This window comes from Clostridium cibarium, from assembly GCF_014836335.1.
Taxonomy (GTDB): domain Bacteria; phylum Bacillota; class Clostridia; order Clostridiales; family Clostridiaceae; genus Clostridium; species Clostridium cibarium.
Genome location: NZ_JACSRA010000006.1, coordinates 54,197 through 67,440, shown reverse-complemented (window position 1 = coordinate 67,440; position 13,244 = coordinate 54,197). Strand labels below are relative to the sequence as shown.

Genomic DNA, 13,244 nt, shown 5'->3' with positions numbered 1-13,244 from the left:
TTTTTATTTAAGATTAAAAACTTTAGATAATTCGATTGAAATTGGACTATTGTCAGGATTTGTTTCCATTATATCTTTCATATGATCCCACCATTTTTTGCAGATTTCTGTTTTTGCAACCTTGTCCCACATTTCAACACCTTCCATTTCGATGTAAGCAAATAAATAGTTACTTTCCTTATCATGAAAAATTAGATAAGTGTGTGCCCCATGTTCTTTTAAAGTTTGTGCAAGTTCTGGCCATATGGAATCATGTCTTCTTTTATATTCTTCTTCTTGGCCAGCAAATAATTTCATTTTAAAAGCTTTTTGTATCATAATCAGTCTCCTTAATAATTTTATTGTTTCTTTGAATTAATTATACTATTTGTAAATGATATCAGTCAATTATAAATGTTGGTTTTTATTGTATTTGTTGAGTTTGTTTGATATAATGCAAGTATAAACAAAAAAGAATTAATGCCTAAAAAGATAGGGGATGTTAAGTTGTGTTACCGAGAGAAAGATTAGAAATTATAAAGCAAATTGTTTTAAAAGAAAAAAAAGTTTATGTTTCTAAACTAAGTGAGAAATTTGAAGTAACAGAAGAAACTATAAGAAGAGATTTAGAGAAACTTGAGTTAGAAGGTATGGTCACTCGAAGTTATGGTGGGGCCATACTAAATCGAGAAAAAACAAATGAAGATGTACCTTTTCATAAAAGATCTAAAACAAATTTAGAATCAAAACAAAATATAGCGGGTAAGGTTATAAGTTTTATAAAGGATAGAAGTACAACGATAGTGGCTGATTCAAGTTCAACAGTATTTGAAGTTCTAAAGATTATAAAGGATAGAAGTGATGTTACTGTAATAACAAATTCTGTTGAAGCTTTAGAAGTTTTAAATCAGGCAGATTTAAATATCCTTTCAACTGGAGGTTCACTAAATAAAAGGTCGCTATCTTTGCAAGGATCAATAGCTAAAACTGCTATTCAAAATTATAATGTTGATATTGCATTAATAAGTTGTAAAGGTATAGATATAAATAAAGGTATTTTAGATTCAAATGAGGCAGAAGCAGAACTTAAAAGAGTTATGATAAAACAAGCCAATAAAGTAATATTACTAATTGATCACACGAAGTTTGATAGAACATCATTTGTAAAGCTATTTGACTATAAGGAAATTGATTACTTAATTACAGATGAGGAACCAACAAAAGAGTGGGTAGACCTTTTCCATAGTTATAACATAGAAGTAGTATATTAAAAAATATAATTTTAGGAGAAGTGAGGAGGAAATTTAATGAAATATGTTGCTAATAGTGGTAAGTATAGTAATTGTAAATACAGGAGGTGTGGTGAAAGTGGGCTATATCTTCCAGTCATCTCATTAGGATTATGGCATAATTTCGGATCAATTAATGTATATGAAAACAGTAAAAATATGATACTTAAAGCATTTGATCTAGGAATAACACACTTTGATTTAGCTAATAACTATGGGCCTGAACCAGGAAGTGCTGAAGAAACTTTTGGAAAAGTATTAAATGATAATTTAAAAGATTACAGAGATGAAATAGTAATATCAACTAAGGCAGGATATAGAATGTGGAAAGGTCCTTATGGAGATGGGGGAGGAAAAAAATATTTAGTGTCAAGTCTAGATCAAAGTTTAAAGAGAATGGGAGTAGATTATGTAGATATATTTTATTCACATAGATACGATAAGAATACACCAATTGAGGAAACAATGTATACGTTATCTCGATTGGTTAAGCAAGGAAAAGCATTATATGTTGGAATATCATCTTATCCTCCTGAAGAAACACAAAAAGCAATTGATATATTAAAGGAATTAAAAACCCCGTTACTAATACATCAACCAAGATATTCAATGTTTGATAGGACAAATGAAGAAAGTGGATTATTTAATTTATTAAAAGAGCATGGGGTAGGAAGTATAGTATTTTGCCCATTAGCTCAAGGATTATTAACCAATAAGTATATAAATGGTATACCACAGGATTCAAGGGCAAACAGCAATTCAGTTTTTTTAGACAAATCAGCGATAACAGAGGAAAAAATAGAAAAAGTAAAAAAATTAAATGAGTTAGCTAAAATGAGAAATCAAACATTAGCACAAATGGCATTAGCTTGGATTTTAAAAGGTGATACGGTTACATCGGCGATAATAGGAGCATCTAAAATGGAACAAATAGTAGATTGTCATAAAGCTATGTTTAATATGGAGTTTACTAAAGGTGAGTTAGAAGAGATAGATGAAATATTGGCTGAAAAAGGTTAAGAATGAGTATGGAGAAAATGAGTAATATCACTATAGCTTATATCGGAGGAGGATCAAGAGGTTGGGCTTTAGGGCTAATGAGTGATTTAGCTGCGGAAGAAGCATTATGTGGGACTGTAAAATTATATGATATAGATAAAGATGCAGCAATATGTAATGAGATAATAGGAAATAAGTTATATGATAGGATAGATACTAAAGGAAAGTGGAGATACAAGGCAGTTGACTCATTAAAGGAATCATTAACAGGAGCGGATTTTGTGATAATTTCTATTTTGCCAGGAACATTTAATGAAATGAAATCAGATGTTCATGCACCAGAGAAATATGGAATTTATCAATCTGTAGGAGATACAGTAGGGCCAGGTGGATTTATGAGAGCTATTAGGACAATTCCAATGTATGTTGAGATTGCAACAGCTATTAAGAATTTTGCGCCTGAGGCGTGGGTTATTAATTATACAAACCCTATGTCCTTGTGTGTAAAAACTTTATATGAAGTATTTCCAGAGATAAAAGCATTTGGATGCTGTCATGAAGTTTTTGGAACACAAAAGGTTTTGGCATGTGCATTAAAAGATATAAGAGGAATAGAGAACATAAAACGAGAAGATATAAAAATAAATGTTTTAGGAATTAATCATTTTACTTGGATTGATAGAGCTAGCTATAAGAATATAGATTTAATACCTGTATATGAAGAATTTGTTCAAAAGTATTATGAGGTTGGTTTTGATGGAGTAGATGATGGACATTGGATGAATGATACCTTTGCTTGTGCAAATAGGGTTAAATTTGATCTATATAAAAAGTTTGGTTTAATTGCAGCAGCAGGGGATAGGCATTTAGCAGAATTTATGCCTGGAAATTGGTATTTAAAAGACAAAAAAACTGTTAAAAGATGGATGTTTGGACTAACAACTGTTGATTCTAGGATAGAGGATTTGAAGAAAAGATTAGAAAAGAGTAGAAGATTAGTGAGTGGTCAGGATGAGTTTATTATCAATCAGACTGGCGAAGAAGGTGTTAGGCAGATAAAAGCACTTCTTGGATTAGAAGATTTAGTAACTAACGTTAATCTTCCTAATAAAGGACAAGTTAAGAATATTAAAGATGGAGCAATTGTAGAAACTAATGCTTTATTTAGAAAAGATAGCATAGCACCGATAATGGCAGGGGAGTTGCCAGATCATATTTTAAGTATTGTAAATAGACATATAAGTAATCAAGAAACTGTATTAAAATCAACTCTATCAGAAAATGTAAAAATGGCTTATACAGCATTTATAAATGATCCATTAGCTAATTTGGAAAGAAAGGCTTCTCTAGAGTTATTCAAAAAGATGATAGAAAATACTAAAGAATATCTTCCAGAATTTTGGCTAAGTGATTTATGTGTTAAATAAAGGTATTTATTGTATAAGGAAAGGTAAAGTAATATAATATTCTTAAATTACAAATAGGAAGATTTTAAAGTTGGAGGATATTATGACTGTAACAATAAAAGATATAGCAAGATATGTAGGAGTATCGCATTCTACTGTATCAAGAGCTTTAAATGGATGTAAAGAAGTTAATGTAGAAACTAGAGAGAAAATAGTTAAGGCTGCAGAAGAATTAAATTATATTCCTAATATAAATGCTAGAAGCTTAAAATTGGCTAAACCTTATACTATAGGAGTTTTCTTTTCAACAATAGATAAAGGGACATCAGCGTTTGTGTTTCAAAGTGTCATAAATAGTGTTTACGATAGCATTGATAAAAAATATAATGTTATAGTTAAAGGAATTGATACATATGAAAAAAATTCAATAAATCCTAAAAACTATGATGGAATAGTTGTAGTTAGTCAAAAAGAGGCGGACGATGTATTTATTGAAGAAATTTTAGAGAAAAAAATACCTATGGTAGTTATAAATAGGGAAGTTAATTATAATGTTGTTAATGTTTTTTCAGATGAGGTTACAGCAACAGAAAATGGAATTGAAGAGCTAATTATTAATGGACATAGGGAGATTGGAATAATAGAAGGAAAAGAAGAATTTTTATCAACTAAAATGAGAAGAGAAGGATATTTATCAGCTTTTAAAAAGTTTAAAATTCAAATAAATAATGATTTTATAGCAAATGGAGATTTTACCGTAAAAGGAGGATACTTTGCAGCAAAGAAAATAATAGATAAGAATATCACTGCAATTTTTGCATTTAATGATGAAATGGCAGTAGGGGCAATAAAAGCTATTAGAGAAAATGGCTTGAAGGTTCCAGAAGATATATCGGTGCTTGGTTTTGATGGAACTGAAATAGGAGAATTTTTAACCCCTAGTATTACTACTATAAAAAGACCTGTGGGTAAAATAGCAAAAGTAGCAACAGAATTGTTAATTAGGTTAATTAATAACGAAGAAATAGAGAAGAAAAAGATATATTTAGATTCAGAATTACTTATTGGAAATTCCATAAAAAAAATAATTTAGGAATTTTCATCGCTATTATTGCAATCGTGTGCAAAAGAATATATAATGATAGTATAAAAGTTATGAACACGTGTGCAAAACAAAAAATATTAATTTAACAAGGAGAGATTAATTATGGAAATGGAAATTCGTTATTCAAATCACCCATCAGATTCAATGCATTATACTACAGAAGAATTAAGAGAGCATTACTTAGTTGAAAAGGTATTTATAGAAGACAAAATTAATTTAGTATATAGTCACAATGATAGAATAATATTTGGTGGAGTTACACCAGTTAAAGAAACATTAAAACTTGGAGTTTGCAAGGAACTTGGAACTGATTATTTCTTAGAAAGAAGAGAACTTGGAGTTATAAACGTAGGTGGAGATGGTACTATTATAGTTGATGGTACTGAATATAGCATAAACTATAGAGATGGTTTATATGTTGGACAAGGAGTTAAGGATGTAGAGTTTAAATCAACTAATCCAGAAAATCCTGCTAAGTTCTATATTAATTCAGCTCCAGCACTTGTAGCATATCCAACAGTAAAAATTGGTTTAGATAAAGCTAGAAAAGTAAAATGCGGAGATGCAGAAAATGTAAATAAGAGAACAATAAACCAATATGTTCATCCAGAAGTTTGCCAAAGTTGTCAATTAGTAATGGGATTAACTATATTAGAATCAGGTAGTGTATGGAACACAATGCCTGCTCATACACATGAAAGACGTATGGAAGTATACTTATATCTTGATATTCCAGAAGATCAATGCGTAATGCACTTCATGGGAACAGAAAAAGAAACAAGACATATTATCATGCATAAAGAACAAGCTGTAATTTCACCAAGTTGGTCAATACATTCAGGTTGTGGAACTAAGAACTATTCATTTATTTGGGGAATGTGTGGAGAAAATCAAACATTCGATGATATGGATACAATTAAAATAGAAGACTTAAGATAAAAATATTTTAGATAAATGGGGGAATAAGCTTATGTCGAATGCATTAGAGCAATTTTCTATGAACTTCTTTTCATTAAAGGGAAGGGTTGCTATAGTTACTGGTGGTAGTACTGGACTAGGGCAAGCATATGCAGTAGCACTGGCAAAAGCAGGAGCTGATTTAGTTATTTCAGCTTATAGCAGTAGTTGGGATGAAACCAAAGAATTGATAGAAAGAGAAGGAAGAAAAGTTGTATTTGTACAAGGTAATTTAACTAACGAGGCTGATAGAAAAAAATTGGTAGAAACTGCTATGAAGGAATTTGGCAGGATTGATATATTAGTTAATAATGCTGGTACAATTAGAAGAGCGCCACTTCTTGAATACAAAGAAGAAGATTGGACATCAGTTATGGACATAAACTTAAATTCTGTTTATTTCTTAAGCCAAGATGTAGCGAGAATAATGGTAAAACAAAAGTCAGGGAAAATTGTAAATGTAGCATCAATGTTAGCATTCCAAGGCGGTAAGTTTGTACCACCTTATACAGCAAGCAAACATGGTGTTGCTGGTATTACAAAGGCATTTGCTAATGAACTAGCTTGTCATAATATTCAAGTAAATGCCATTGCTCCTGGTTATATTAAAACTGCAAATACTGAAGCAATTAGAGCTGATGAAGCTAGAAATAAGGAAATCCAAGATAGAATCCCGGCTGATAGATGGGCAGAACCATTTGATTTAATGGGAGCTATGGTATTCTTATGTAGTAGAGCATCTGATTATGTTAATGGACATATATTAGCAGTTGATGGTGGTTGGTTAGTAAGATAATTCACCAAAAAACAAATAGCGAAACATACAAAAAATATATAAACAATTTTATAAATATGCTGAAACAATAACTATTTCCGATATAAATCCACTTCTAATCTTAAAATAAAAAAGTTAGAGGTGGATTATTTTTGTTATCAATGGAGTGATAAATGTGAATAAGTTAAATAGGGAGAAATTTGATGCTAGTAAAGTAGACGTAAATATGAAAATCTCTGATTATGTAAAGGAAGATTTAAAGTGGTATTTGCCATTTAATAAACCTTTTAGAATATTAGGATTTCAATGGATTAATGAAGAACATATATATAGACGACTTCCAACTACACCTAAATATAAAATTTCAGAGGGAGTAGATGCTGGAGCGAATTGTACAGCAGGAGGACAAATAAGATTTAAAACAGATAGTACCAGTATATCGATAAAAGTTAAATTAAGCGGAGCTGCTAATATGTATCATATGGCGGCAACAGGACAATGTGGTTTTGATTGCTATATAGGTTATGGAGAGATGCCAATTTTTTGTAGCTCAACAAAATACGATCATACAAAAGAGGAATACCAGTATGAGTTTTATAACAATCCAGAAGATAAAAGAATTAAGGATATTATTCTTAATTTTCCTTTATATCAAGGGGTTAGAGAAGTATTGGTAGGTCTTGATAGTGAAGCTTATTTGTATAACCCTAAAGAATTGAATAATGAAAATAAAATAGTGTTTTATGGAACATCAATAACACAAGGAGGATGTGCTTCTAGACCAGGAATGTGTTATACAAATATTTTAAGCAGAAAATTAAATATGGAGTGTATTAATCTTGGTTTTTCAGGGAATGGCAAGGGTGAAGTAGAAATCGCTGAAATAATAAACACTATAAATAATGTTTCTTGTATTGTAATTGACTATGAAGCTAACTGTATAACAACTGAATTGTATAGGGCTACATTGCCTAAATTTATAGAAAAACTTAGAGAAAAGGATAAAGATGTAAAAATATTATTATTACCTATGGTATATAGTTCAAAAGATTTATTTTATAAGCAGAATAAAATAAATAAAGAAGAAAGATTGATATTCATGAAAGAAGTATATGAAGATTTTAGAAACAAAGGTGATAAAAATATTCATTTTTATGATATAAGGAAAGCAATAGGAGAAGACTTTTATGAAGCTACGGTCGATGGAGTACATCCTACCGACTATGGTTTTTATATTATGGCAAAAGTGTTGTATAAAGAAATTATTAAAATAATATAAGTTGGAAAAGTGCTAGAATGCTTAATTACAGTTATTTTACTCTTTTAAAATATATTAGTTAATCAATAGATTGATATTTAATATATGGTTATTGTACAATAAAGATTAATTATTGTACAATTGTTAATAGAGATATTAAAAATTAGGGAGGAGAAATAATGTTACCAAGAGAGAGATTGGAAATTATTAAGCAGATAGTTAAGCGTGATAAGAAACTTTATGTTTCAAAATTAAGTGCTAAATTTGATGTTACAGAAGAAACAATAAGAAGAGATTTAGAGAAACTAGAAACTGAAGGGTTAGTTACTAGAACCTATGGTGGAGCTATTTTAAATAGCCAACATACAAATGAGGAAATACCTTTTATGAAAAGGTCATCAACTAACTTGGAATTTAAGGAAGCTATAGCTCTTAAGGCAGTTAATTTAATTGAACAAGGTTCTACTATTGTAGCAGATTCAAGTTCTACAGTATTAGAAACTATGAGGTTATTAAAAGATAGAACAGATATTACAATAATAACAAATTCTGTAGAGGCCTTGATTTTGCTTAGTGATTCTTCTGTAAATGTATTATCTACTGGTGGTAACTTAAAACATAGATCAAAGTCGTTGCAAGGTTCCATATCTAAAAATACTATATCAAATTACAATGTTGATGTTGCATTAGTTAGCTGTAAAGCTATAGACATGAATAAAGGAATTTTAGAATCAAATGAAGCAGAAGCTGAATTGAAGAAAGTAATGATAGAGCAAGCATCTACAATTATTCTTTTAGTTGATAGCAGTAAATTTGATAGGACATCTTTTGTTAAGATGTTTGAATATAAAGATATAGATTATATAATCACAGATGAAGAGCCAAGTGAAGAGTGGAAAGAATTTTTCGAGTTAAATAATATAGAAGTAATTTTTTAAAGAAAATGGTAATAATCTAAAGATTATTACCATTTTACTTTTTTAATTCATATAAGAAAATTGACTGTTATATAGGTGAGCGTAGAACCCATCTTTAGAAAGTAATTCTTCATGATTACCTTGTTCAATTATCTTACCATTTTTCATTACAAGAATTAAGTCAGCTTCACGGATGGTTGAAAGCCTATGAGCTACAATAAAGCTTGTACGACCTTCCATCATTTTACTAAAGGCTTTTTGTATATATATTTCAGTACGAGTATCAATGCTACTAGTTGCTTCATCTAGAATAAGCATTGATGGCTTGGCCAACATAATTCTTGCAATACATAATAATTGTTTTTGTCCTTGTGATATGTTACTACCATCATCAGAAAGTATGGTATCATATCCATTAGGAAGTTTTTTTATAAAGCTATGTGCATGGGCAGCTTTAGCAGCTTCTATTACTTCAGCTAATGTAGCCTGTGGCTTTCCATAAGCTATATTATCTCTAATACTGCCTGAATATAACCAAGTATCTTGCAAAACCATACCATACAATCCTCTAGAACTCTTTCGTGTAATATTATTTATATTAATATTATCAATTTTTATTTCGCCAGAATTAATATCATAAAATCTCATAAGTAGATTGATAAGTGTAGTTTTTCCACAACCAGTAGGACCTACAATAGCAATATTTTGTCCTGGTTTTACTGAAAGATTGAAGTTTTCAATAAGTTTTTTATTATTATCATAGGAGAAAGAAACATTATTAATTTCAATATTTCCTGAGCATTCTTTTAAGTTTATTGAATCAATTGGGTCTGGCTTTTCTTCTTCTTCATCTATAACTTGAAATACTCTAGAAGCAGATGCAAGGGCAGCTTGAAATTCAGTAATAACACCAGATATCTCATTAAAAGGCTTAGTATATTGGTTTGCATAAGCTAGAAACGATGATATTTGGCCAATAGATAATTTACCATTAATCGCACTTATGGCACCTATCACGCCAACAGCAGCATAGACTATTCCATTAACAAATCTAGTAGAAGGGTTAGTTAATGCTGAATAAAATTGAGCTTTTACTCCATAGTTATATAATCTTTCATTAATTTCTTGAAATTCAGATTGGGCTCTATCTTCATAAGTAAAAGCTTTGACGATCTTTTGGTTTCCTATCATTTCTTCAATATAACCAGTTAATTCACCACGAATTTCAGATTGAGCTTTAAACATAGCATGAGAATGCTTGGCGATAAATGAAGCAACAAATAATGATAAAGGTGTAATTAAAATAACTACTAAGGTTATAGAAATATTAATTGAAAACATAAACAAAATAGTTCCTAAAATAGTAATAATGCCTGTGAATAATTGAGAAAAGCCTTGTATAAGACCATCGGATATTTGATCTATATCATTTATAACTCTGCTGATAATATCTCCATGAGCATTGCTATCTATATATTTAAGAGGAACTGAATTCAATTTGTTAAATGCTTGAACCCTAATATCTTTAACTGTTTTATAAGTAATTGTATTTGTACATCTAGTCATTACCCACTGGAATAAAGAACCTAATAAAATGCTTAATCCTAATATTATGAGAGTACTGAGTACTTTTCCAAAATTGACTTGGTCAGGACCTACAATATAATCTATAGTTTTACCTATCAAAATAGGGCTCAATAATGTAACAAAAACACTTATGATTGCACTTATGAAAGCCATTATTAGATATTTTCTGTAAGGCTTTATATAGCTTAATAGCCTTCTTAATACTGATGATTTCATTAATTAGCCACCTCCTTACTACTTAATTGAGATAGGCAAATCTCTTTATATACTTGACAATTCTCTATAAGTTCTTCGTGTGAGCCTATACCTTGTACATTACCGCCATCTAGAACGATAATTTTATCGGCGTTTCTAATGGTGCTAGCCCTTTGAGAAACTAATATAACTGTCATATTTTTAGTTTTTTCATTAATTGCCTTACGAAGTTTAGCATCAGTTGCAAAATCTAAAGCACTGGCACTATCATCTAAGATAAGTATTTCAGGATTCTTCATAAGGGCCCTAGCTATAGTAAGTCTTTGTTTTTGTCCTCCAGATAAATTTTTACCACCTTGTGATATAAATGTTTCATATTTTTCAGGAAGTTTATTTACAAATTCAGTTGATTGAGAAATATCAAGTGATATTTCAATATCTTCATCTGTAATATTCTCAAGTCCCCAGCTCATATTTTTTCGTATTGTTCCAGAGAATAAAACAGCTTTTTGAGGCACTAAGCCTATTTTACTTCTCAAGTTTTTAAGATTACAATATTTAACATTTATGCCATCAATTAAAATTGATCCATCAGATATATCATAAAATCTTGGAATTAAATTAACTAAAGTTGATTTACCAGATCCAGTACCACCAATAATTCCAATTGTTTCTCCCTTGAAAATTTTTATTGATAAATCATTTAAAGCTTTTTCATTTGAATCATTATAATAAAAAGAAACATTTTTAAATTCTATTTTAGGTGCAGTAAGAATTTTAGTGTTATTGTGTTCCTTCTTTTCAATAATTGTTGATTTAATTTCAAATATTTCATTAATCCTTTTTATAGATGCAAAAGCCTTTGTGAATATTACTACTAAATTAGCTACTACAACTAGTACCAGTAGTATATTGTTCATATAATTAACAAATGCTATGATTTGACCTTGTGTAATATTACCGTAATTTACACTAATGCCACCAAACCAAAGAATTGCAACTATAGAAAAATTCATAATAGCAGAAGTTAAAGGATTAAGAAGTGCAGAAATTTTTCCTACCCTAATGGAAAGATTGCTAAGATTATTACTAGCATCATAAAATCTTTTCTTTTCATTTTCTTCTTTAGAAAAAGCTCTAACAACTCTAACGCCTTCTAAGTTTTCACGAGTTATTAAAGAAATTCCATCAAGTTTTTTTTGAATTAATGTAAAGAATGGGATAGAATTACTCATTACTAGATAAAGGACTAAAGCTATAAGAGGTATAGATATAAGGAAAACAATTGATAATTTTATATTTATGGTCATTGCCATTATAGTTGAGCCAATTAATAAAAAAGGAGCTCTAATAGCTAATCTTATAAGCATTGCCACAGCAGCTTGTATTTGGTTAACATCATTAGTGATACGAGTTATTAATGATGGAGTACCAATTTTGTCTATCTCAGAATGAGATAAGCTGTTTATATGCTTAAATAAATCATTTCTGAGGTGAGTTCCAACACCTTGAGACGCTAAAGAAGCGAAGTACTGACAAGTAATGGCAGAGGCTAATCCAATAACTCCTAATAAAATAAGAAGCCCTCCCATTTTTAAGATATAATTAAAGTCTTTATTAGCTATGCCGATATCTATGATTTTAGCCATAACTAGAGGAATGATTAGCTCGAAAACAGCTTCCAAAAGTTTAAATAATGGGCCAAGAATTACTTCTTTTTTAAAGAGTTTTAAATAATGTATTAAGTTAATCATATATTATCATATCCTTTATTGTTTAATTTTCTTATGTCGGATATTATTATAACATAGGGAATTGTATATTAATAATATCTAGTTTGTATATAAACTATACTGAAAAGATATATGTTTTAATGATGTAAGAGGTGATTTTTATAGATATAAAAAGATTAGTTTATTTTGTTACTATAGTTGAAGAAGGGAATATTAGTGCTGCTTCTAAGAAATTGCACATATCACAACCCCCATTAAGTAATCAGTTAAAAGTCCTAGAAGAAAAACTTGGTATTAAGCTTATGGAAAGAGGTTCTAGAAATATAACATTAACTGAAGGTGGTAAACTATTATATAGGAGAGCAAAAAATATCATAAATCTTGCAGAAGCTACAAAAAAAGAATTGGAGGATTTTGAAAATGGGGTACAAGGAACACTTTCATTAGGAACAGTGTCGTCATCAGGAGCGATTTTATTAAGTAGAAGAGTTATTGAATTTCATGAGAAATATCCCAAAATATCATTTCATATACATGAAGGAAATACATATGAGCTATTAGAATTATTAACAGCAGGAATAATTGAGATGGCAATAGTAAGAACTCCATTTAATATGGATAATTTTAATGGTATTTTTTTAGAAGAAGAACCTATGATTGCAGTTATGAAAAAGGAATTTGATTGGAACGAAGATGCAAGAAGTATTGTTTTAAAGGAATTAGAGGATAAGCCGATTATATTGTATAGAAGAATGAAAAGCCTAATTGTTTCTTCTTGCAATAAGGAAGGATTTGATCCTGTTATATTTTGTGAAAATGATGATTCTAGAACCACATTAATGTGGGCACAGGCAGGCCTTGGGATTGCTATAATCCCAATGTCAGCTTTTAAGATTATAAAAAGTGAAGATTTAATATATAAAATTATTGATAATAAAGAACTTAAAACAAATATAGGTGCTATATGGATGAAAAATAGATATCTGTCATCTATAGCAAAGAGTTTTATAGAGATTTTTAGTAAGAATGAAAGGCTAGATTAAA

At 29.7% G+C, this 13,244-nt stretch carries 12 protein-coding genes; 9 read left to right on the top strand and 3 right to left on the bottom strand.

The genetic code is table 11. The features are described 5' to 3' along the window. Positions 1-3: 3 nt before the first annotated feature. Complete coding sequence (gene rhaM, locus H9661_RS05190) at positions 4-318, bottom strand: L-rhamnose mutarotase (RefSeq protein ID WP_143316765.1); 315 nt, start codon at positions 316-318, stop codon at positions 4-6. A 170-nt stretch (positions 319-488) separates the two neighbouring features. On the opposite strand from rhaM, the gene H9661_RS05185 reads away from it, so the two are divergent. From H9661_RS05185 to H9661_RS05150, 8 genes are all read left to right on the top strand, one after another. Beyond that, the gene (locus H9661_RS05185; protein ID WP_143316766.1) at positions 489-1,250 is read left to right on the top strand and encodes a DeoR/GlpR family DNA-binding transcription regulator; all 762 of its coding nucleotides are present in this window, start codon (positions 489-491) and stop codon (positions 1,248-1,250) included. Positions 1,251-1,286: 36 nt separating this feature from the next. Then, positions 1,287-2,288, top strand: coding sequence for an L-glyceraldehyde 3-phosphate reductase (gene mgrA, locus H9661_RS05180; RefSeq protein WP_191767869.1), 1,002 nt, complete (start codon positions 1,287-1,289; stop codon positions 2,286-2,288). Positions 2,289-2,305: 17 nt separating this feature from the next. Continuing rightward, entirely contained in the window at positions 2,306-3,694 is a 1,389-nt protein-coding gene (locus tag H9661_RS05175) for a family 4 glycosyl hydrolase (protein ID WP_279290140.1), read from the top strand. An 82-nt stretch (positions 3,695-3,776) separates the two neighbouring features. Then, entirely contained in the window at positions 3,777-4,766 is a 990-nt protein-coding gene (locus H9661_RS05170; RefSeq protein ID WP_143316768.1) for a LacI family DNA-binding transcriptional regulator, read from the top strand. A 114-nt stretch (positions 4,767-4,880) separates the two neighbouring features. After that, on the top strand, positions 4,881-5,717 hold the full coding sequence (gene kduI / locus H9661_RS05165; protein WP_143316769.1) for a 5-dehydro-4-deoxy-D-glucuronate isomerase: 837 nt from the start codon (positions 4,881-4,883) through the stop codon (positions 5,715-5,717). A 31-nt stretch (positions 5,718-5,748) separates the two neighbouring features. Further along, positions 5,749-6,531 (top strand): 2-dehydro-3-deoxy-D-gluconate 5-dehydrogenase KduD, encoded by a 783-nt coding sequence (kduD, locus tag H9661_RS05160; protein ID WP_143316770.1) that lies wholly within the window; start codon positions 5,749-5,751, stop codon positions 6,529-6,531. Between the two features lie 154 nt (positions 6,532-6,685). Beyond that, a complete protein-coding gene (locus H9661_RS05155; protein WP_191767867.1) occupies positions 6,686-7,789 on the top strand; it encodes an SGNH/GDSL hydrolase family protein in 1,104 nt (367 codons plus the stop codon). A gap of 158 nt (positions 7,790-7,947) precedes the next feature. After that, a complete protein-coding gene (locus H9661_RS05150; protein ID WP_143316772.1) occupies positions 7,948-8,706 on the top strand; it encodes a DeoR/GlpR family DNA-binding transcription regulator in 759 nt (252 codons plus the stop codon). A 42-nt stretch (positions 8,707-8,748) separates the two neighbouring features. Here the strand turns inward: H9661_RS05150 and H9661_RS05145 are convergent, their stop codons facing one another. Together H9661_RS05145 and H9661_RS05140 are read right to left on the bottom strand one after the other, a co-directional pair. Continuing rightward, positions 8,749-10,488 carry an ABC transporter ATP-binding protein gene (locus H9661_RS05145; protein WP_191767866.1) on the bottom strand — a complete coding sequence of 580 codons (1,740 nt, stop codon included), beginning with the start codon at positions 10,486-10,488 and terminating at the stop codon, positions 8,749-8,751. After that, a complete protein-coding gene (locus H9661_RS05140) occupies positions 10,488-12,221 on the bottom strand; it encodes an ABC transporter ATP-binding protein (RefSeq protein WP_191767865.1) in 1,734 nt (577 codons plus the stop codon). Before H9661_RS05140 ends, H9661_RS05145 begins: the two co-directional genes overlap by 1 nt. A gap of 140 nt (positions 12,222-12,361) precedes the next feature. Between H9661_RS05140 and H9661_RS05135 the strand changes: the two genes are divergently transcribed. Next, on the top strand, positions 12,362-13,243 hold the full coding sequence (locus H9661_RS05135) for a LysR substrate-binding domain-containing protein (RefSeq protein ID WP_191767910.1): 882 nt from the start codon (positions 12,362-12,364) through the stop codon (positions 13,241-13,243). Position 13,244: the final 1 nt, after the last annotated feature.